The sequence below is a fragment of the Bradyrhizobium sp. 186 genome (assembly GCF_023101685.1).
In the GTDB taxonomy this organism is placed as follows: domain Bacteria; phylum Pseudomonadota; class Alphaproteobacteria; order Rhizobiales; family Xanthobacteraceae; genus Bradyrhizobium.
This window is the reverse complement of record NZ_CP082164.1, coordinates 6380351-6399446: the sequence shown is the minus strand read 5'-3', so window position 1 is coordinate 6399446 and position 19096 is coordinate 6380351. Positions and strand designations below refer to the sequence as shown.

22 protein-coding genes are annotated in these 19096 nt (G+C 62.9%); 12 read left to right on the top strand and 10 right to left on the bottom strand.

What is annotated here, in order from left to right:
• Positions 1-6: 6 nt before the first annotated feature.
• The 4 genes from IVB18_RS30875 to IVB18_RS30860 form a co-directional block, all read right to left on the bottom strand.
• A complete protein-coding gene (locus tag IVB18_RS30875) occupies positions 7-915 on the bottom strand; it encodes an aliphatic sulfonate ABC transporter substrate-binding protein (protein ID WP_247991772.1) in 909 nt (302 codons plus the stop codon).
• 271 nt (positions 916-1186) lie between these two features.
• Positions 1187-1468, bottom strand: a complete 282-nt coding sequence (locus IVB18_RS30870; RefSeq protein WP_247984126.1) for a hypothetical protein — start codon at positions 1466-1468, stop codon at positions 1187-1189.
• A 27-nt stretch (positions 1469-1495) separates the two neighbouring features.
• Positions 1496-2905 (bottom strand): LLM class flavin-dependent oxidoreductase, encoded by a 1410-nt coding sequence (locus IVB18_RS30865; protein ID WP_247984125.1) that lies wholly within the window; start codon positions 2903-2905, stop codon positions 1496-1498.
• A gap of 15 nt (positions 2906-2920) precedes the next feature.
• A complete protein-coding gene (locus tag IVB18_RS30860) occupies positions 2921-3109 on the bottom strand; it encodes a hypothetical protein (protein WP_247984124.1) in 189 nt (62 codons plus the stop codon).
• A gap of 48 nt (positions 3110-3157) precedes the next feature.
• Here IVB18_RS30860 and IVB18_RS30855 point away from each other — a divergent pair, with 48 nt between their 5' ends.
• The 6 genes from IVB18_RS30855 (at position 3158) to IVB18_RS30830 (ending at position 8430) form a co-directional block, all read left to right on the top strand.
• The gene (locus tag IVB18_RS30855) at positions 3158-4477 is read left to right on the top strand and encodes a PLP-dependent transferase (protein ID WP_247984123.1); all 1320 of its coding nucleotides are present in this window, start codon (positions 3158-3160) and stop codon (positions 4475-4477) included.
• A gap of 36 nt (positions 4478-4513) precedes the next feature.
• Positions 4514-5308 (top strand): MetQ/NlpA family ABC transporter substrate-binding protein, encoded by a 795-nt coding sequence (locus IVB18_RS30850; RefSeq protein ID WP_247984122.1) that lies wholly within the window; start codon positions 4514-4516, stop codon positions 5306-5308.
• A 30-nt stretch (positions 5309-5338) separates the two neighbouring features.
• Positions 5339-5590 carry a hypothetical protein gene (locus IVB18_RS30845; RefSeq protein ID WP_247984121.1) on the top strand — a complete coding sequence of 84 codons (252 nt, stop codon included), beginning with the start codon at positions 5339-5341 and terminating at the stop codon, positions 5588-5590.
• A gap of 43 nt (positions 5591-5633) precedes the next feature.
• Complete coding sequence (locus IVB18_RS30840; RefSeq protein WP_247984120.1) at positions 5634-6416, top strand: MetQ/NlpA family ABC transporter substrate-binding protein; 783 nt, start codon at positions 5634-5636, stop codon at positions 6414-6416.
• A gap of 68 nt (positions 6417-6484) precedes the next feature.
• Positions 6485-8113: an FAD-binding protein gene (locus tag IVB18_RS30835; RefSeq protein WP_247984119.1), complete on the top strand. Its 1629-nt coding sequence runs from the start codon at positions 6485-6487 to the stop codon at positions 8111-8113.
• A complete protein-coding gene (locus IVB18_RS30830) occupies positions 8110-8430 on the top strand; it encodes a ferredoxin family protein (protein WP_247984118.1) in 321 nt (106 codons plus the stop codon). The genes IVB18_RS30835 and IVB18_RS30830 overlap by 4 nt, the downstream gene beginning before the upstream one ends.
• A gap of 90 nt (positions 8431-8520) precedes the next feature.
• On the opposite strand, the gene IVB18_RS30825 is transcribed toward IVB18_RS30830, so the two are convergent.
• Genes IVB18_RS30825 through IVB18_RS30815 form a run of 3 tightly spaced genes read right to left on the bottom strand, consistent with a single transcriptional unit; the run spans position 8521 to position 11162 of the window.
• The gene (locus IVB18_RS30825) at positions 8521-9345 is read right to left on the bottom strand and encodes an ABC transporter permease (RefSeq protein ID WP_247984117.1); all 825 of its coding nucleotides are present in this window, start codon (positions 9343-9345) and stop codon (positions 8521-8523) included.
• On the bottom strand, positions 9338-10153 hold the full coding sequence (locus IVB18_RS30820; protein ID WP_247984116.1) for an ABC transporter ATP-binding protein: 816 nt from the start codon (positions 10151-10153) through the stop codon (positions 9338-9340). The genes IVB18_RS30825 and IVB18_RS30820 overlap by 8 nt, the downstream gene beginning before the upstream one ends.
• 1 nt (position 10154) lies before the next feature.
• On the bottom strand, positions 10155-11162 hold the full coding sequence (locus tag IVB18_RS30815) for an ABC transporter substrate-binding protein (protein ID WP_247984115.1): 1008 nt from the start codon (positions 11160-11162) through the stop codon (positions 10155-10157).
• A 469-nt stretch (positions 11163-11631) separates the two neighbouring features.
• Here IVB18_RS30815 and IVB18_RS30810 point away from each other — a divergent pair, with 469 nt between their 5' ends.
• Complete coding sequence (locus IVB18_RS30810) at positions 11632-13236, top strand: FAD-binding protein (protein ID WP_247984114.1); 1605 nt, start codon at positions 11632-11634, stop codon at positions 13234-13236.
• The gene (locus tag IVB18_RS30805; protein ID WP_247984113.1) at positions 13233-13616 is read left to right on the top strand and encodes a ferredoxin family protein; all 384 of its coding nucleotides are present in this window, start codon (positions 13233-13235) and stop codon (positions 13614-13616) included. Before IVB18_RS30810 ends, IVB18_RS30805 begins: the two co-directional genes overlap by 4 nt.
• Here the strand turns inward: IVB18_RS30805 and IVB18_RS30800 are convergent.
• Positions 13600-14058 (bottom strand): VOC family protein, encoded by a 459-nt coding sequence (locus IVB18_RS30800; RefSeq protein WP_247984112.1) that lies wholly within the window; start codon positions 14056-14058, stop codon positions 13600-13602. The genes IVB18_RS30805 and IVB18_RS30800 overlap by 17 nt on opposite strands.
• Positions 14059-14273: 215 nt before the next feature.
• Here IVB18_RS30800 and IVB18_RS30795 point away from each other — a divergent pair, with 215 nt between their 5' ends.
• From IVB18_RS30795 to IVB18_RS30785, 3 genes are all read left to right on the top strand, one after another.
• Positions 14274-15266, top strand: coding sequence for an NAD(P)-dependent oxidoreductase (locus tag IVB18_RS30795; protein WP_247984111.1), 993 nt, complete (start codon positions 14274-14276; stop codon positions 15264-15266).
• 13 nt (positions 15267-15279) lie between these two features.
• On the top strand, positions 15280-16062 hold the full coding sequence (locus IVB18_RS30790; protein ID WP_247984110.1) for a class II aldolase/adducin family protein: 783 nt from the start codon (positions 15280-15282) through the stop codon (positions 16060-16062).
• Positions 16063-16234: 172 nt separating this feature from the next.
• Positions 16235-16597 (top strand): VOC family protein, encoded by a 363-nt coding sequence (locus IVB18_RS30785; protein ID WP_247984109.1) that lies wholly within the window; start codon positions 16235-16237, stop codon positions 16595-16597.
• A 40-nt stretch (positions 16598-16637) separates the two neighbouring features.
• Here IVB18_RS30785 and IVB18_RS30780 read toward each other — a convergent pair whose 3' ends face one another.
• Positions 16638-17918 (bottom strand): FAD/NAD(P)-binding protein, encoded by a 1281-nt coding sequence (locus tag IVB18_RS30780; protein ID WP_247991771.1) that lies wholly within the window; start codon positions 17916-17918, stop codon positions 16638-16640.
• Between IVB18_RS30780 and IVB18_RS30775 the strand changes: the two genes are divergently transcribed.
• Positions 17841-18131: a hypothetical protein gene (locus IVB18_RS30775; protein ID WP_247991959.1), complete on the top strand. Its 291-nt coding sequence runs from the start codon at positions 17841-17843 to the stop codon at positions 18129-18131. The genes IVB18_RS30780 and IVB18_RS30775 overlap by 78 nt on opposite strands.
• 25 nt (positions 18132-18156) lie before the next feature.
• On the opposite strand, the gene IVB18_RS30770 is transcribed toward IVB18_RS30775, so the two are convergent.
• On the bottom strand, positions 18157-19071 hold the full coding sequence (locus IVB18_RS30770; protein WP_256476439.1) for a LysR family transcriptional regulator: 915 nt from the start codon (positions 19069-19071) through the stop codon (positions 18157-18159).
• Positions 19072-19096 lie beyond the last annotated feature (25 nt).

Below are 19096 nucleotides of genomic sequence, written 5' to 3'. Positions count from 1 at the left end.
CGAGGCTCAAGACCCCTTCGGTGACCAGATCTTGATTGTCGTGGTGTCGATCTTCACAGGGATCAGGCCTTCGGTATGGAACGCATCGGCAATGCGTTGCTGCTCCGACAGGCCCGGGACGGTGACCGCACCCACCTGGTAGGAGCGGTGGCTGTTGGCCTCTTCGACCGTGGCCGCATCGATCCCCCAGAGACCGGCGAGCAATGTGGCCGCTTCCTTCGGCTGCGCCTTCACCCATTTGCCGGTGTCGGAGAGTTTGGCGAAGATCACATTGAGGACGTCGCCATGCTTGTCCGCGTACGCTGCCGAAGCGAGGTAGTAGCGCTTGTAGCTTGCGAGGCCATTGCTGCCGTCCGTCAGGATGCGACCGTTGGATTGATGAAGCGCGCTGGTCAGGAATGGATCCCAGGCGACCCAGGCATCGACATTGTTGCTGACGAAGGCCGCGCGGCCGTCCGCCGGCGTCAGGTAGGCGGGCGTGATCTCCTTGAAGCTGAGCCCGGACTTCGCCAGCGCCGCGAGCAGTAGATAGTGGCTGCCGGCGCCCTTGGTCACGGCGATCTTCCTGCCCTTGAGATCGGCGATAGTCTTGAGCGGGGACGACTGCGGAATCACGATCGCCTGCGCCGCCGGCGAGGCGGCTTCCTCCGCGACATAGGTGATCTTGGCGCCGGCCGCCTGCGCGAAGACCGGCACGGTGTCGGCGACATCGGCGCCGAAATCGATGCTGCCGATATTGATGGCTTCCAGCAGCGGCAGGCCGCTGGTGAATTCGTGCCAGGAGACGGTGATGCCCAACGGCGCCAGCGCCTTCTCCAACTCCCCGTTCGTCTTCAGGATCGCGGTCAGCGTCGAGGATTTCTGATAGCCGATGCGGAGCTCCTCGGCCATGGCGGGGCTGGCGAATGACGTCATGACGAAGAAGGCGAGCGCAGCCGCGGCGAGGGCCCGCAGGCGGGATGGAAGACGATGCATTTTGGGTATCCTGTTCAACGAAGCTGCCGTCTCGACCGCTGTTTGGGAGACCGGACGCCCGCAATTTGCCGACAAACGTGGTCGCGTGGCAATTTCGCAGTGTGGCGCAAAACGGAACGAACATTCTCTCGCGCGATACGAACTGAGAATGGAATTGTCTACCCGACAGGACCGTGGGTTCGGAACACCGTAACGATCCTTGCGATAGCGGCTAATGTCTGGGCCGCGTGGCCCGGATCGCAGCAGCCAGTGTTCTCAGCGAGTGTTTGGTCTGCTGGTCTAGGGGACTTGTATGCATGACAACGTCCCGTGAAGGGAGCGGAGGCAGGCCCAACTGCGTACCGACATCGATCGTGCCGGCAGGAGCGACGCGTCGCCCGAGCGCCGCGACCGCGAGACCCGCCGAGATCGCCGCGCCAATGGTGGCGACGCCGCCGCCGACGAAGACTTCGGTCCAGGCGATGCCGGCCTTGTTGAGCGCGTCGACAGCCATGCTGCGTAGGCGTGAGCGGCGCCCTTGCTATTCGGTGGCGTCGGATCGGAGCGCGCCCGTCGTCGAGGGCAAACGACGAAAGCTCGCGCCGGGATGTGTCGTGTGCAGCCGCGGACCGCGTCCCGGGAACAGCTTTTCGCGCAGCGTGCCGTCGCGATAGGCGGTCTTGTAGACACCGCGAGATTGCAGCTCCGGCACCACGAGATCGACGAAGGCGTTCAGCGACTCCGGTGCGACCAGGCGAAACAGGTTGAAGCCGTCGACGTCGGTCTCATCCGCCCAGGCGATCAGCTCGTCCGCGACGTCCTGCGGCGAGCCGATCACGAAAGGGGACCGGGCGCCGGCGCGGCTCAACGCGGCGAGGTCGCCGACGTGGACCGGCCGCTCGCTCCGCACGGTGAAGTTCTCCACCATCGACTGGATGGCGTTGCTCTCGACATATTCGATCGGCTGGTCGGGCCGATAGGTCGAGAAGTCGATGCCGGTCCAACCCGACAACAATGCGAGCTGGCCGGTCTGGTCGACATGCCTCGCATAATCCTCCAACAGATCATTCGCCTCGCTACGCGTGGGCGCCACGATCACGGTTGCGCCGGCAAACAGGCGGATGTCATAGGGATCGCGGCCAAAGGCCTTGGCGGCCTCGCGTATCTCGCGCACGGCGCGGGCAAGGATCGGCTTGGTCTGCCCGTTGAGAAAGATCGCTTCCGAATGTTGTGCCGCGAAGGCGCGGCCGCGCTTTGACGTGCCGGCCTGATATAGGAGCGGCGTTCGCTGCGGCGAGGGCTCGGCGAGATGGATGCCATCGACCCTGAAATAGGGGCCCTCATGTAGCACCCGGTGAAGTTTGGCGGGGTCCGTAAAGGTCCGGCTGCCGCGATCGCGTCGAACGGCGTCGTCCTCCCAGCTTCCTTCCCATAATTTGTAGCTTGCGGTGAGAAAATCCTCGGCCGCGTCATAGCGGTCGTCATGGGCTCGTCCTGCGGGAAGGCCCATGCCGCGCGCGCCGCTGTCGAGATAGCCGGTGACGATGTTCCAACCGATTCTGCCCCGCGTGAGGTGGTCGAGTGTCGAAAACCGGCGTGCCAGTTGATAGGGATGCTCGAAGGTCAGGTTCGAGGTGATGCCAAAGCCAAGATGGCTGGTGACAAGCGCCATGGCGGACACGAGCAGTGTTGGGTCCGCGTTGGGAAGCTGCACCGCGTGCAAGGCGGCGGCATCGGCATTGCCGCCATAGACGTCGTACACGCCGAACACGTCCGCCCGAAAGATGCCGTCGAGCAGTCCGCGCTCCGCGGTCCTGGCGTAGTCGACCCAATAGTCGAGCGTGTTGTAGTCAATGGAGGCATCGCGCGGATGCGACCACAGACCTGCCCAATTGTGGCTCGGTGCGGTCATATTGAAAGCGTTGAAGCGCAGCTCGCGCGGTTTCGTCATGGTCTGGCCCAATCATCAACGGCGAAGGATTTCTCTCCGCGCGACCATTTTTAACATTTTGCCCGAGCGAGTTTGTTTCCAATTCGACGAGGGAGCGGAAACAAACGAGTTGCGAAGCGATGATGATGCAGCACGTGCATCGCTATTTTCCAAGCCGGCTCGACAGCCGAAGAATCCGACCGCATCATTTTGATCGTCAAGCATGGCTTGCCGCGCTCGTTGCGCGCTCTCGAGATCGAAAGGGAATTGCAGATGGCGTTGGAGACCCGGAATTTCGAGACGCTGGCGTTGCATGGCGGGTCGTATCGCACCGACCCCGCCACCGGCGCGGTGGCGGTTCCGATCTACCAGACCACGTCATTCCAGTTCGAGAACGCCGATCATGCCTCGCGCCTGTTCGCGCTCGAGCAACTCGGTCCGATCTACACCCGCATTGGCAATCCGACCCAGGACGCGTTTGAAACGCGACTGGCCGCCCTGGAGGGAGGCGCTGCTGCTCTTGCGGTAGCCTCAGGGCAAACCGCCACTGCATTTTCGATTCTCAACATCGCGCAAGCCGGCGACAACATCGTATCGTCGACCGATCTCTACGGCGGGACCTGGACGCTGTTGTCGCAGACCCTGAAGCAGTTCGGCATCGAGGCCCGCTTCGTCGATCCAGCCGATCCCGAGAACTTCCGTCGCGTGACTGACGCCAAGACGCGGGCCTATTTCGGCGAGACGCTCCCGAACCCCAAGCTGAATGTATTCCCGATCAAGGAGGTTGCCGATATCGGTCGATCGCTGGGCGTGCCCCTCATTCTCGACAACACGGCCTCGCCCCTGATTGCGCGCCCGTTCGAGCACGGCGCGGCGGTGGTGGTCTATTCCACGACGAAATATATCGGCGGCCACGGCACGGCGATCGGCGGGGCGATCGTTGACGGCGGCAATTTCGACTGGGCTGCGCATGCCGAGCGCTTCCCGCTGCTGAACAAGCCCGACGAGGCCTACCACGGCGCGATCTGGACGGAGGCCGCGAAGCCGCTCGGCCCGATCGCCTATATCCTGCGGGCCCGCGTCAAGCTGTTGCGGGATCTTGGCGCGTCGATCGCGCCACAAAATGCCTTCCAGTTCATCCAGGGTCTCGAAACCTTGCCGCTGCGCATTCGTCAGCACAACGAGAACGCCGTCAAGGTCGCGAACTTCCTTGCGAAGCATCCTTCGGTGTTGAACGTGATATTCCCGGGCTTACAAAGCGGAGAGAACAAGCGCCGGGCGGACGCGTATCTGAAGGGCGGCTACGGGGGCCTGGTCGGGTTCGAACTGAAGGGCGGCGTCGAGGCCGGCCGGCGGTTCATCGACGCGCTAAAACTGTTCTATCACGTCGCCAATATCGGTGATGCTCGCTCACTGGCCATCCACCCGGCATCGACAACGCATCAGCAGCTTACTGCGGACGAGCAACTCGCCGCCGGCGTCACGCCGGGTTACGTCCGCCTGTCGGTCGGGATCGAGCATCCCGACGACATCCTGGCGGATCTCGGTCAGGCGCTGGCACAGGCCGACGCCGGCGCGCGCAAGGCCGCGTGAGACACATCATCTGAATTGGAACGGGAACTTGAGACAATGAAGATCCTTCGTACCGCCCAGGCCGTGGGACTCTGGCTTGCATTCACCGCGGCTGCCTTCGCCGGCGAGCCTCTGAAGATTGCGACCAGCGCCGGCCCGGTTGGGCAATTGGCCGCTTTTGCCGCCAAGCTTGCCAAGGAGAAAGGGCAGGACGTCACGATTGTCGAGCTGTCGGATTGGGTGGCGCTGAACGAGGTCGTGAACAGCGGCGATGTCGATGCCAATCTGTTTCAGCACGCAACCTATCTGGCGCTTCAGAACAAGCAGCGCGGCTTCAATCTGGTGCAGGTCGACAAGGTCGGCGTGATCGCGCCGGTCGGCCTGTTCTCGAAGAAGATCAAGAAGCTCGACGAGATCAAGTCAGGCGACAGCGCCGCCATTCCAAACGAGCCACTCAACGGCGCCCGCGGCCTGATCCTGCTGGAGCGCGCCGGGCTGATCAAGCTGACACCGGGTAAGGGCTTTTCGGTCAGCAAGTTCGACATCGTCGACAATCCGAAGAACCTCAAGATCGTCGAGCTCGACCCGGCTCAGACCTACCGATCACTCGACGACGTGACGCTGGCGCTGGTCAACATCACCTATCTCATTCCGGCCGGCGGCGATCCGAAATCGGCGCTGGTCATCGATCGCACCGTCGACGACGGACTCGTGCTGCGCTTCACGGCACGACCGGACAAGAAGGACGATCCGCGCCTGAAGGCGTTCATCCAGGTGTTCAATTCACCGGAGGTGAAGCAGTTCATCGAGGAGAAGATTCCGGCGTTCATTCCGGCCGGGTTCGGCAGCTAGACGAGTGTCCAGCGCCGGGAAGTGCACGCAATGATATATGTCGTCGACATCGATCACATGAGCCTTGCGTTCTCGGCCGGGAGCGAGACGCAGGCTGCGCAGATCGCTGGCTCGTCATGGTTTGCCCGGGCGATCGATGGGGTCTGTCTGACACGACAGGGCTCGGAGGCGTCGAACTACCATCCACGTGCTGCGACGGTTCGGGAGCTTGTCGCCTTCCACGAAATGTCGACCGAATTCGCAGACGCCACGGCTGACGTCCTGGTCGCCCGCGTCGGGTAGCATTCTGAATCAAACGGTTCGCTTGAAGAGGAGATCGTAGATTATGAAGCGCCGCTTGTTCCTGGCGATGGCCGCCTTTGCATTGTTCGCTGGGCCGGCGTCCGCGGATCAGAAGATCAAGGTCGGGATATCAGGCGGCGACGCCGAAATCATCTGGGCCAAGGTCAAGGAGATCGCCGCCAAGGACGGTCTTGACGTGCAGGTCATCGTCTTCAACGATTATCTGTTACCCAATGCTGCGCTGGATGTGGGCGATCTCGACGCGAATGCCTTCCAGCACAAGCCGTTCCTGGACAATCAAATCAAGACGAGAGGATACAAGATCGTTGCCGTCGGAGAGACGATCGTCGCTCCGATCGGACTTTATTCCAGGAAGGCAAAATCGGTTGCCGAGATCAAGGACGGCGCTTCGATCGGTATCCCGAATGATCCGTCGAACGGCGGCCGCGCGCTCCGGCTGCTTCAGGCGCAGAAGCTGATCCAAATCAAGGACGGGGTCGGCATCCTCCCGACCGTCCTCGACGTCGTCGATAATTCGAAGAAGCTCAGAATTCGCGAGATCGATGCTGCTCAGCTGCCGCGCAGCCTTGACGACGTCGATGCTGCGGTCATCAACACGAACTACGCCGTTCCGGCCGGCCTCGTTCCAGGCAAGGATTCCATCGCAATCGAATCCTCGGCCAACAATCCCTACAACAACTTTATCGCCGTTCGCGACAAGGACAGGGACGTCCCCTGGGTGGCGAAGCTGGTGCACGCCTATCAGAACGATACGATCCGCCAGCTCATCAAGGATAAATTGCCGGGACAGATACCGGCGTTTTGAGCCATTCCGGCGGGGAACGGCTGCGTCGCGAACGCAGAGCCGCACAGAAATCAATCTGGAGATTAGCGATGACGAATCCATCTGGTCGTGCGGAAAAGTTATCGGGCTCGGCGGGATCGCTTGTGTTCGGCGCGGATGTCCTGGTGCTCGGCGGTGGTCCTGCAGGCACGTGGGCCGCGATCAGCGCTGCGGAGCATGGCGCGCGCGTGGTGCTGGCGGACAAGGGATTTTGCGGCACGTCCGGAGCGACCGCGGCAGCCGGCACCGGCGTGTGGTATGTCGACCCCGATCCCGAACGCCGCGAGGCGGCGATGGCCGGCCGGGAGAAGCTGGGTGGTCACCTCCAGGATCGCCGCTGGATGACGCGCGTGCTGGACCGGACCTATGCCCAGAGCAATCGGCTCGCGGATTGGGGCTATCCGTATCCCGCCGATGAAGACGGCAAGTCGCAGCGGAATTCGCTCCAGGGCCCGGAATATATGCGGCTGATGCGGAAGCGGACAAAGCAGTCCGGTGTTACCATTCTCGATCACGCGCCAGCGCTCGAACTGCTCGTTGACGGAAGCGGCGTGGTTGCCGGCGCTGCGGGTTTGCGCCGTCAGAAAGGGGATCGTTGGGCGGTCAATGCCAAGGCCGTGGTGATCGCGACCGGCGGATGCGCCTTCCTCAGCAAGACGCTCGGGTCGAACGTGCTGACCGGCGACGGTTATCTTCTCGCCGCGGAGGCAGGTGCGGAATTTACCAGCATGGAGTTCTCGAACGCCTACGCGATCTCACCGGCATTCGGATCGGTGACCAAGACCTTGTTCTACAGCTGGGCAAGCTTCACCGATGAGCAGGGCAGCGTCATTCCGGGCGCGTCGTCGAAAGGCGGTCGATCGGTGATTGCACGCGCGCTTCGGAAGGGTTCGGTATACGCCCAACTCGAGGAGGCCGATGCCGAGACCCAGCGGCATATGCGCGTGTCCCAGCCGAATTTCTTTCTTCCGTTCGACCGGACCGGCATCGATCCCTTCACGCAGCGTTTCCCGATTACGCTGCGCCTCGAGGGGACCGTTCGCGGTACGGGCGGCCTGCGGATCATCGACGACAGCTGCGCCACCACCGTTCCAGGTCTCTACGCGGCAGGCGATGCAGCGACCCGCGAACTGATCTGCGGCGGCTTCACCGGCGGCGGCAGCCACAATGCCGCCTGGGCGATGTCTTCAGGGTATTGGGCCGGTCAGGGCGCCGCCGAGTTCGCTTATCAGCTTGGCAGCACAAACGGGCGTCAGGCATTCCGACGCGGCACCGTTGGTCTGCACTCCCGCAATGGACGACAACTGCAACCCGATGTGCTCACAAGGAACGTTCAGGACGAGGTGTTCCCCTACGAACTGAACTATTTCCGGGAGGCCGGGCGGCTTGGCGAATCGTTGCGCCGTCTGGATGGATTGTGGTCGAATGCTTCAAAAGCCGGTCCGTCGGACGAGCAGCACTTGCTTCGGGCGCGCGAGGCGGCCGCCATGCTGGCGACCGCGCGTTGGATGTATCGCAGCGCGCTGGCGCGTCAGGAAAGCAGGGGAATGCATCGCCGCGACGATTACCCCGAACAGGACGACCGCTATCTGCATTTGGTCACAACCGGCGGGCTCGATGAGGTTTGGACGTCGGCGCGTCCGCTGGTGTCTGCGCAATATTCGGAGGCTGCGGAATGATCGAAATCATCGATGCCGAGCGTTGCACGTCCTGCGAAATCTGCGTGAGCGTGTGCCCAACCAACGTCTTTGACAAAACCGACGGCATTCCCAGAATCGCACGCCAAGGCGATTGCCAGACCTGTTTCCTGTGCGAGCTCTATTGTCCCGAGGATGCGCTGTTTGTCTCGCCGTTCGCCGACGCGCCGCAAGAGGTCGACGTCGCCGCGTTGAAGGAGGCCGCAGTGCTCGGTAGTTATCGACGTGCAGTGGGCTGGACCGATGAGAGCCGCCACTTGCGCGATGCGGATCGCAGCTACCGGCTATTCGGCCATTGAGGACTGGCCGGGATCGCCTGGTCGAAGAGCTGCGCGCCTTGGGATTTCCGCCCAAGTGAGACAGGACGAAACCGGTCGAGGTCACTGGCGCTAGGTCTGGACCTGACCCCAGCGCTGGACGGTGATCCGCGTCAGGCTTCGGAAGATCACGCCTTCCACGACGAGACCGATCACGATCACTGTGAGCAGTCCGGCAAAGACGCTGGCGGTCTCCAGTTGCGCGCGGTTGGTGTAGATGAACCAGCCGATTCCGCCGGAGCGTGCGCTGACGCCGAAGACCAGCTCGGCCGCGATCAGCGTGCGCCAGGCGAAGGCCCAACCGATCCGCAGACCCGACAGGATCTGGGGAAACGCCGCAGGGACCAGGATCTCCACCACGAAGCGGCCACCGGACAGGCCGAGATTGCGGCCGGCCATTCTCAGCGTTGGCGGCACGGCGAGAAAGCCGCCGTGACAAGCCAGTGCCACCGGCCACAGAACCGAATGGACGATGACAAAGACGAGGCTCGGCGTGCCCACGCCGAACCACAATAGCGCGATGGGAAGCAGCGCTATCGCCGGAAGCGGATTGAACATTGACGTGAAGAGGCCAAGCGCCTCATTGCCCCAGCGCGTCAAGGCGGCGAGGGTGGTGAGTACTGCGGCGACGGCAACTCCGATTGCGTAGCCGGTGAGGAGAACCCTCAGCGAGGTCAATGTGCGATTGGGTAACTCGCCCGACGGGATCGCCGACCAGAGCGCCGACAGCGTCGCGCCTACGGTCGGCAGCAGAAGCGCGTTGTCGAGCCATCGCGCGTAAAGTTCCCATATGAGAGTGAAGCCGGCGAGGATGACGACTCGCCGCCAGGGCGTTCCGTCCAATGCGCGCTGAAGTGCCGATGCGCGAACCAGCTTTGGGGCCGCAATGTCAGACATGGTCGAGTTCCGGGTCGGCGAAGACGGTCTGCTGGATCTGCCGTTCCAATTCGGCGAAACTTGCGGTGCCCCTGGTGCGTGTCTCCGCCGGAACATCGAACGACGCGGCGAGCCGCCCCGGATGCGGCGTTAGGGCCAGGATGCGGGTTCCGACACGGATCGCCTCGTCGATGCCGTGGGTTACAAACAAGGTGGTGTTGCCGGTCTCCTCGCACAGCTTGAGGAGTTCGTCCTGCATCTGCCGCCGCGTCAGCGCATCCAGTGCGGCGAAGGGTTCGTCCATCAGCAGCAGCGCCGGCTCGAGCGCAAAAGCCCGCGCGATCGCGACGCGCTGCTTCATTCCGCCGGATAAGGTGTGGGGAAAGGCGTCGACGAAGTTCTTCAGCCCGACACGCTCGAGCCAGCGGCGCGCGATACTGTCTGCGTCCCGGCGCGGCAGCGATTTGCCGCGCTCCAGAGCATAGCGGACGTTGCCGAGCACGGTGCGCCATGGCAGCAGCTGGTCGAACTCCTGAAACACCGTCATGCGGTCGGGGCCGGGAGCTCCGATGCGCCGGCCGTTCATGCGAATCTCGCCCGCGCTTGGCTTTATAAAGCCGCCCACCGCGCGCAACAGCGTGGACTTGCCGCACCCCGACGGACCCAACAAAACCAGCCGTTCGCCGGCCGAGATATTGAAGCTGACATCCTCGACCGCGGTGAGAATGCCGTCGCGGGTCGGATAGCTGATGCTGACGTGATCGAGCGCGAGCAGCGCCGGCGATGCGGTATCGCCGGCGAGACCGGTCAGCCGCGGAGCGACGTTCATGTCAGCTTCCCGGCTTCTCTCCGAGCCCCGACCAGAACAAGTCGCGCCAGGACGCCGGTGCCTGCTTGATCAGGCCGACCTTCGCCTCGAAGTCGGCGAATTTCTGGGCGCCTTCCGGAGCGGTCGTGAAGTTGACGTCCTTGTCGCGAATGATGCCTTCGACGAAGTCCGGCGCGAGCTTCGAGCCCTCCGCCTTGATGTAGAGCGCGGCGGCGTCCTTCGGATTGGCCTTGATCCATTCATTGGCCCGGTCGAGACCGCGAACGAATGCCTGGATCGTCTTCGGGTTGTCGTTGATGAATTTCGCGGTGGAGTAGACCACGTTGAAGGTATGAGGGCCGCCAAGCACGTCGTAGCTGTTGAGGACCTGGTGCACCTTGCCACTCGCCAGTTGCTGCTGCGAGAACGGCGGCGAGGTGAAATGCGCCGTGATTTCCGAATGGCCGGAGAGGATCTGGGCCGTCGCGTCCGGGTGGGGCATGCTGACGGTGAGCTCGTCGAGCTTGTCGTATTTGCCGAAGGCCTTGTCTGCCGCCATCTGAAGCACGATCGGCTGGAAGCCGACCTTGACCGAGGGAAGCGCGATCCGGTCCTTGTCGGTGAAATCGGCCAGCGTCTTGATGTTCGGGTTGTTGGTGGTCAGGATATTGGCCATCGAGCCCAATGCGGTGACACCGATGATCCTCGCAGTGGTCCGCGTCTTGTCCCAGGTCAGGATCATCGGTGTGATGCCGGCGGTCGCGAAATCGAGCCCGCCCGAAATCAGCGCCTCGTTCATGGCAGCTGCGCCGGAAAGCCGGAGCCATTCGATCTTTGGCGGCGTGATGCCCAGCGCCTTGGCTTCCTCCTCGATCAGTCCCTTTTCGCTGGCGACGATGAGCGGGAGATAGGCGATCCCAAATTGCTGGGCGATGCGAAGCTGAGCCGTCTCCGCGCGGGCGGCATTCGCGCCGCCTACCGTCATGGTCAGCGCGAGCGCCGCTGCCTGCAAAAGCTTCGATCTATTCATTTTATTCTCTTGAATTCCCGTTCGTCCGGCCCGCCACGAGCCTTTGCGGGCACACTTCAGGAAATCAGGCATATGGTCCAGTGAACTGATGTCGCTGCGTCATTTTCGAAACAATCCCGCTTGGCCAGCCACATTTGGCAGGAAGTTTGTCCTCCAATCGCGCTTCCACAAGGAAGCTTGTTTCCAGGCTTGGGGAGGTTTCAGTCTGCCTCTCGGCTGGCGCATCCCGAGAAGCTCCATTTCATCCGCCATCCCAGCTGTGGAAGTCTGTTCTACGGCGAAACGAGCATCTTTCCGACATCGATGACGACGGTACGACTCATTCGCTGTGAGTTGCCAAAAGAGTTTTGCTTTTCATTGACGCCGATATCGCGTGGCCCAAACATGTCGGGAGAAACGGCGCCTTCCTGAAACCGGCATTGCTCCAGTGTCGATGCGAGCGTTCGTGTGTTGGCGAGGGGCGGAGATTGTGACGTCGTCCTTATTCGAAGAGCTCTCGATAACGACCGACGTACTGATCGTCGGCGGCGGGATGGCGGGCGCCTGGGCTGCGACCTCTGCCGCGCAGGCTGGCGCGAAAGTCGTGCTGGTCGACAAAGGCTATTGCGGGACCAGTGGCGTCACGGCCGCGGCTGGGCCGGGTCATTGGTGGGTCCCGCCAGATCCTCCGGCGGCGCGCGATGCGGCCGTGGCGAATCGAGTTGCGAGCGGCCTTGGTCTTGGCGAACCGGAATGGATGTATCGCATCCTCGACCAGACCTGGCGCACGCTGCCGACGCTTGCGCGCCAGTACAAGTTCGGGGCCGATGACGAGGGGCGGGTAAACTACCGCGCCGTGCGAGGGCCCGAATACATGCGCGCCCTGCGGCAGCAGGTGCTGAGCCATGGCGTCACCATCCTCGATCATTCGCCCGTTCTTGAACTTTTGGCACGATCCGACGGCTCGATCGGCGGTGCCCGCGGCCAGCGTCGGCAGGATGGCGGCCGCGCATATCAGATCGAGGCGGGGGCAGTGGTCCTCGCCGCCGGCGGGACCAGCTTCCTGTCCCATCTGCTGGGATCGCGAACCAACACGGGGGACGGCTATCTGATGGCGGCGGAGGCTGGCGCCGAGATGTCCGGCATGGAGTTCACCGCGGCCTACACCATTGCGCCGGCGCATTCGACGATGACGCGAAGCATGGCCTATGCGTTCGCGACCTATTACGACGCCGACGGGCACGAACTCGATCTTCCGTTCGGTCCCGACCAGACCATCCGCCTGGCGCGCGCGCTCCAGCGCGGCCCGGTCTACTGCTCGCTGCACCGTCTGCCTGACGACATCAAGGCGCGGATGCATACAATTTCGCCGAACGTACCGCTGGTGTTCGATCGCTGGGGTATCGATCCCTATCGTGAGAGGTTCGAAGTCACCTTGCACAATGACGGCACCATTCGCGGCATCGGCGGGGTACGCGTGCACGATGTCGATGGCGCGACATCGGTGCCCGGGCTGTTCGTCGTCGGCGACAACGCTTCGCGCGAGAAGGTCGCAGGCGCGATCTCCGGCGGCGGCAATGTCAACTCGGCCTGGGCGCTTTCGTCAGGGGTGTTCGCCGGACGTGCTGCTGCACGCCTAGCGCGTAGCGCAACGGCGGGCAGGAGCCGGCTTCGCCCGCTTGGCCGCCTCGGGCGTGAGCCGCGCAAGGGCGCGAAGACCATCGATCTCGCCGCGCTACGCGACGGTGTGCGCGCCGAAATGCACCCGTTCGACAAGAATCTGTTCCGAGCGGGCCAAGGACTTGCGGCATCCATGCGCGTGCTCGAGGGCTTGTGGGCCGAGCTCGCCGATCACGCGGACACAGGCACAATCGCCTCGCGCGAGACGGCGGCTCTGCTGGCAACAGCACGCTGGTCCGTCGTCACGGCGGCAACGCGCAAGGAGAGCAGGGGTCTCCACCGCCGCGAGGATTTTCCTTCGCGGGATCCCGGACTTGCGGTCCGTCTGCTCAGCGGCGGCCTGGATCAGGTCTGGGTCGCCGCCGATGGAGAACCTGCGGGTGCCAAAACTGGTCAATTCGAGGTGGCATCATGATCGAGCTCATCGTCGCGGACCGCTGTACGGATTGCGGGATATGCATCGAGGTCTGTCCAGCCAATGTAATCGATCCCGGGCAAGACGGCCGGCCGGTTCTCGCCCGTGTCGAGGATTGCCAGACATGCTTCATGTGCGAGCTCTATTGCCAGGCGGATGCGATCTACGTGGCGCCGGATTGCGACCGACGCGTCGCTGTGAATGCGGAGGACGTGGTGGCCTCCGGCCGTCTCGGCCAATACCGCAAGCATTCCGGCTGGGACGAATGGTCCGATCGCTTTCCAAACGAGCAGTGGCTGATGGAAACCGTATTCCGTCGCGCCGGTGAGGCTGCGATACAGGCGAAAGCGGAGCCGCTTGACATCATCGGGAGGAAATAACCACCAAATCGCTCTGGCTGCGGCAGCTCGCAACAGTCGTCCTACGCGGCCGGCTCGACGGCAGTACGTCCGCCGGATGTTTGTCGCGATGCTCGACATATTCGACGAGTGTCTGATCTGGATGGCGCACCAGCATGTTTCGACCGGTCGGCGCCAGCTTGGGCGCTTCCAACACCATCGCACCAACCGTCGGAAGGTGGGCGGCGAAGGCATCAATATCCTCGACCATGAACGTCATGTGAGTTGCGGTGAACCGCTTCAGGCTCTGTTCGGTTCCGGCGATGAACAGGATTGATGCAACCTGCGCCAGTCTCAGGTCGTACTCGGGATAATCGAAGCGAAGGCGTGCCTTTTGACCTATCAGAGCCTCATAGAAAGCGACGGCCGCATCCAGTTCACCCAGTGGCAAATAACGCCGCGTCAGGATGTTGAGTATCTTCATGGGTAGCCTCCCTGATTGTTGCTCAAGATCGTATCGCTCATGGCAATGTCAAGCCGCGAACGCGATTGCGGTCGGCGTGCCGCCACCAGAGATAAATTCTTATGCCTTGCCGAGGCGCATCGTCCTGTTGTTGCAAGAGGCCAGCCATCTTTGAAAAGATTATCTTGCTGCAACCGCCTAGCATGTCGACCTCGTTGCGATCATGAACGCGTGACATGAACACTCCCCGAATTGAAAGCAGGCATGCATCCACCAGCGTGCGATCGCCGATCATCGTCAATCAGCTGGGTGCGGAAATTCGTGCCGCGCTGGTCGATCACTGGTCGCGCCCGATGATCATCGATCATCCCGCCGATCGCGCGTCGTGGGAGGTCACTCCCGAGGCCGACGTGCTGCTGACGCGGCCGCTGGCGGGCTGGCATAAGGCGCCCGCGGACAAGCCTGCGGGTTGGCCGTTCGGCCTACGCTGGATCCAGACCGCATCGACGGGAGTCGATTTCTTTCCGGCGTGGCTGCTCGACGGTCCCGTGGTCACGGTCGGCCGTGGCATCTCGGCCGATCCGATCGCAGAATATGTCCTCGCGGCAATCCTGGGCTTCGAAAAGCGGATACACGACATCCGGCCGCGCAGCCGCGAGCAATGGAAGATTACCCAGCTCGGCTCACTCGGTGGCAAGACGGTCGGCATCGCGGGCTTCGGCGCCATCGGCCGCGCCGTCGTCGAGCGCGTCAAGCCGTTCGGTGTCAACATCAGCGTTTTGCGACGCTCGGCCTGGCCATATCTCCTTCCGGGCATCCAGCCCGTCGACAGCATCGAGCAACTGGTCGAAGTCTCCGACCATCTCGTCCTTGCGCTGCCGGCGACGACGAAGACGGCCCGTCTGATCAACGCCGACGTGCTCGCACGAGCCAAGACATCGCTGCATCTGATCAATGTCGCGCGCGGCCGGATCATCGACCAGGCCGCCCTGCTGCAAGCGCTCGACGACGGAAAAATTGCGGGCGCCACGCTCGATGTGACGGATCCGGAGCCGCCGCTGGATGGTGATCCGATCTATAGCCATCCCAAGGTCGTCCTGACCCCGCACGTCTCGTGGACGGGAGGAGAGGACGTCAAGCGTCTGGCCGATAAGACGCTGGTCAACCTCGACGCCTATGCGCATGGCGTGCCGCTGGCCGACGTCTTCGACAGGAACCTCGAATACTAAAGGAGCCACAACAATGAACAAGTTCATCGCGAAGCCCAGGAAATATTCGCTGGTCGAACGTACGCCGGCCGCTTCGTTCGAAGAGGAACGGCTGCACCGCAAGCAGCGGCTTGCCGCGACGTTCCGCCTGTTCTCGCGCTATGGCTTCGATCAGGGCCTCGCAGGCCACGTCACCGTGCGCGATCCGGAGTTCCCCGAACGCTTCTGGATCAACCCGCTGTCGAAGCATTTCAGCCAGATCAAGGTGTCCGACCTCCAGCTCGTCGATCACGACGGCAACATCCTGATCGGCGACAAGCCGATCAACCAGGCCGGCTTCGTGATTCATTCGGCGATCCATGCTGCGCATCCCGAAGTGATCGCGGCCGCCCACACCCATTCGACTTACGGCAAGGCCTGGTCGGCGCTCGGCCGACTGCTCGATCCACTGACGCAGGACTCCTGCGCCTTCTACGAGGACCACGTGCTGTTCGATCCCTTCTCCGGCGTCGTGCTGGAGGCTGAAGAGGGCCGCAAGATCGCGCAGGCGTTGGGTTCGAAGAAGGCCGCGATCCTGCAAAATCACGGCCTGCTCACGGTGGGACCGACCATCGAGGCCGCCGCCTGGTGGTACATCGCCATGGACAATGCAGCGCGCGCCCAGCTGCTCGCCGAAGCCGCCGGTGCGCCAAAGCCGATCCCGCATGAGATCGCGAGCCTGACCTCCCGACAGGTAGGCACGCACAAGGGCGGCTATTTCAGCTTCCAGCCGTTATGGGACTGGATCACCGAGGCCGAACCGGACCTGTTCAACTAGGAGCGTGGCTCCTGAGCCGGGCCGATGGCCCGGTTCGCTGGAATTGCGCCACGCCCTGACATCGTGACATATGGCGGCCAGCGGCTTGTCTCGTTCACGCAAGCCGGCGCGACAACGGTGAGGAGCAGGGCGACATGGCCATGGTCTGCCGAACGAGGTTGAAGTCATTACCTTGTTCGTCGACGAGATCGCGTCGTCGAAAGCCTTTTACGCCAGGGTCTTCGCACCTGAAGTCGTCTGGGAAGATGCGGTCTCATCCGTGCTTAGATTTGGCGGACTGCTGATCAATCTTCTCGACGTGTCTCAGGCGCCTCCGCTCGTTGAGCCGTTGCCCGTTGGGAAGTCTTCTGCAGGAGCGCGGGTCTTGTTGACCATCAGGGTTCGTGACGTCGATCAAGTGTGCACGACCCTTCGGGAGATCGGTGTCGATCTGCTCAATGGGCCGGTTGATCGCCCCTGGGGAAGGCGAACCGCGTCCTTTGCAGACCCTTCCGGTCATGTCTGGGAGATCGCACAGGTGATTGAACGGGTATAGAGAGCGCTTACAGCGAATTTGGCAGACCGTTTCCGTGAATCTAAAGCGAATGGTTGCCGAGTCGCGCCGCCAGCTCCGCGCATTGCTGGCGGATATCAGGAACGGCGACGATCTCCCAAAATGCGGCGCGCGTGAGCGGGCCGACGGCGTAGAGACGTCGCGATGGCGATCCATCACGATTGACGATCGCGCACTCGCGCGTGACGTCGATGCCGATCCGCAGCGGATCGATGCGGGCAAGGCCGTCGTCGAGCAGACTACGTACGGCCGGGTTGTTGCTGGCGCCGGGATCGCGAACGATACCCGTGCAGTCGACGATGGCTCCAACTTGCAGCTCGGACATCTCGTCTTGGCCGCGCCTGCGATAGCGGGCCAGGGCGCCGCCGGGGTTCGGCGCGACGTTGGCGAGCTTGCCGGCGATGATCGTCAGCCGCCCCATAGTAAGGGCCTCCGCAATGCGAGCTTCGACCTCCGGTGCGGTGCGGTGGCGATGGACATCCCACCAGGCGCGGGCGTGTTCCAGGAATCGGCGCTTGGAACTCAACGGAAGCTCATGCCAAAGCCGCTGGGTGAACGGCCTGATCGCGTCGATTGCACCGCGCCAGTCGCCACCGTCGGCGACATGCATTTCGACGCGACGACGAAACCAGCGCAACAGCGGCCTGATTTCGACGCCGAACGGAATCTCACTCTTGGCGAAGCGCATCGGATCGACGCGTCGATGAGCTCTCGGCAGCAGGCCCCGCCGCGACATGGCGACGATCCGCCCCTGATGTCCGTGTCGGAGCAGTGACAACACGTAGTCGACCATGGACAGGCCTGTCCCCAGGATCAGCACCGTCGCGTTCGTATCGATGCCGGCGTCGGCGGGTGAGGCCCAGGGTTCGGCATGGCCGGCCAGCAACGGAGCTGCGGCATCATGGCCGGTCGCGAGAATGGCCGTACTGCCAGTGATGCAAGTTCCGTCCGCGAGGGTGACTGCGACGTCGGACGGATTTTCGCGGATGGCCGCGCACTCGCCGCGCACGATGGTCAGGCCTCGCGTCGCGTCGGTCGACATCAGCGGCGCGATCAGATCGGCGAGGTAGTCCCCGTAGGTCTGCCGGGGTACGAAGCAGTAGGGATCGGGACACAGCGGCCCGCCGGGCCGTGCACACAACCAGTTCCAGAAGTGTTCGGGATCGTCGGGCAGCGCGCTCATGTTCGTCACGCGGACATTGAGCAGATGTTCGGGATTGCCTGCATGATAGGCAAGGCCACGGCCGATCTCGGGCCGTTTCTCGATCAGCGTGACGCGGAAATGGGGTGGGTTGGTCTTCAACAATTGAAAAGCCAGCAGGACGCCGCTGGCGCCCCCGCCTATGACAATCGCGTGCCGCCCCTCCGGACCCATCGTGCCGCCCCCCGTTATGATTGGTCGATCAACGTCGCAGGACTGCGATTGGTTCTACGGCCCAATGCGTTGATAGTCAGACAAGTGCGATATTCTCTTCTTCGGCAAATCAGGCAAATCAAGAGTGACGACGTCTGCTAAATCGCCCTTTGTTGGAACGATCTTGTCAGAGTTCCCTGCAGACACGATTGACCAGCTCGATGAACCAGCGCAGCGCCGGGTCGGCCATGGCGCGGCGCGTGTGGAGGAGGTCGATGGTGAACGCCTTCACATCGTAAGGAAGCGGAACGACGGACACACCGGCGGCTGCGGCGAAGCGGCGGGCGATGCGTTCGGCCATGGTCGCCACGAGATCGGTGCCGGCGACGGCAAACGGTACCGCAACGACATGGGCGAGTGTGATCGCTGTGCGCCGTTTGCGCCCATGCCGGGCCAGCATGGTGTCGATCGCGCCGGGAATTCCGTCGCCGCCGGCCGACGAGAACAGCACGTGCGGAAGACGCGTGTAGTCGTCTTTGGAGAGGCCAGCCTTCTGCCTGGCGCGCTTGCCATCACGAATGCAGACGAAATGTTCCTCGAACAGGGTGCTCCGGGTGATGCGCGCGGAGGCGGGAAGATGGCCGCCGATCAATGCGTCGATATCGCCGTGTTCGAGGCTCGCGACGCTCAAAGCCGTGTCGATGATGGGACGCACCACCAAATCGATATGAGGCGCCTCCCGCCGCAGCGCCGTGACCAGTGGCGGCACCACGACGAGGTCGCCGTAGTCGGTCACCGCAATGGACAGGCGGCGGCGGGCTGTTGCGGGATCGAAGCCTGATCCAGGCTCAAGCACGTCCCTGATCTGCCCGAGCGCGTCGTTGATCGGCCGGACCAGCGCCAGCGCCTTGGCCGTGGGTTGCATGCCGGAGGCCGAGCGCACGAACAGATCGTCGCCAAACAGCGCCCGTAGGCGCATCAAGACGCTGCTCATGGACGGTTGCGCCAGGCCGACGCGCTGGCCGGCGCGGGTCACGTTGCGCTCCTCCATCAGCGCCTCGAAAGCGACCAGGAGGTTGAGATCGACGGAAGCTAAATTCATTAGAGAAATGATAGGCATAGTAAAA

Bases quoted from the DNA above. Each gene is read 5' to 3' on its own strand.
- IVB18_RS30875 (WP_247991772.1), bottom strand. From the start codon at position 915: ATGACGTCATTCGCCAGCCCCGCCATGGCCGAGGAGCTCCGCATCGGC.
- IVB18_RS30870 (WP_247984126.1), bottom strand. From the start codon at position 1,468: ATGGCTGTCGACGCGCTCAACAAGGCCGGCATCGCCTGGACCGAAGTC.
- IVB18_RS30865 (WP_247984125.1), bottom strand. From the start codon at position 2,905: ATGACGAAACCGCGCGAGCTGCGCTTCAACGCTTTCAATATGACCGCA.
- IVB18_RS30860 (WP_247984124.1), bottom strand. From the start codon at position 3,109: ATGCTTGACGATCAAAATGATGCGGTCGGATTCTTCGGCTGTCGAGCC.
- IVB18_RS30855 (WP_247984123.1), top strand. From the start codon at position 3,158: ATGGCGTTGGAGACCCGGAATTTCGAGACGCTGGCGTTGCATGGCGGG.
- IVB18_RS30850 (WP_247984122.1), top strand. From the start codon at position 4,514: ATGAAGATCCTTCGTACCGCCCAGGCCGTGGGACTCTGGCTTGCATTC.
- IVB18_RS30845 (WP_247984121.1), top strand. From the start codon at position 5,339: ATGATATATGTCGTCGACATCGATCACATGAGCCTTGCGTTCTCGGCC.
- IVB18_RS30840 (WP_247984120.1), top strand. From the start codon at position 5,634: ATGAAGCGCCGCTTGTTCCTGGCGATGGCCGCCTTTGCATTGTTCGCT.
- IVB18_RS30835 (WP_247984119.1), top strand. From the start codon at position 6,485: ATGACGAATCCATCTGGTCGTGCGGAAAAGTTATCGGGCTCGGCGGGA.
- IVB18_RS30830 (WP_247984118.1), top strand. From the start codon at position 8,110: ATGATCGAAATCATCGATGCCGAGCGTTGCACGTCCTGCGAAATCTGC.
- IVB18_RS30825 (WP_247984117.1), bottom strand. From the start codon at position 9,345: ATGTCTGACATTGCGGCCCCAAAGCTGGTTCGCGCATCGGCACTTCAG.
- IVB18_RS30820 (WP_247984116.1), bottom strand. From the start codon at position 10,153: ATGAACGTCGCTCCGCGGCTGACCGGTCTCGCCGGCGATACCGCATCG.
- IVB18_RS30815 (WP_247984115.1), bottom strand. From the start codon at position 11,162: ATGAATAGATCGAAGCTTTTGCAGGCAGCGGCGCTCGCGCTGACCATG.
- IVB18_RS30805 (WP_247984113.1), top strand. From the start codon at position 13,233: ATGATCGAGCTCATCGTCGCGGACCGCTGTACGGATTGCGGGATATGC.
- IVB18_RS30800 (WP_247984112.1), bottom strand. From the start codon at position 14,058: ATGAAGATACTCAACATCCTGACGCGGCGTTATTTGCCACTGGGTGAA.
- IVB18_RS30795 (WP_247984111.1), top strand. From the start codon at position 14,274: ATGAACACTCCCCGAATTGAAAGCAGGCATGCATCCACCAGCGTGCGA.
- IVB18_RS30790 (WP_247984110.1), top strand. From the start codon at position 15,280: ATGAACAAGTTCATCGCGAAGCCCAGGAAATATTCGCTGGTCGAACGT.
- IVB18_RS30775 (WP_247991959.1), top strand. From the start codon at position 17,841: ATGATAGGCAAGGCCACGGCCGATCTCGGGCCGTTTCTCGATCAGCGT.
- IVB18_RS30770 (WP_256476439.1), bottom strand. From the start codon at position 19,071: ATGAATTTAGCTTCCGTCGATCTCAACCTCCTGGTCGCTTTCGAGGCG.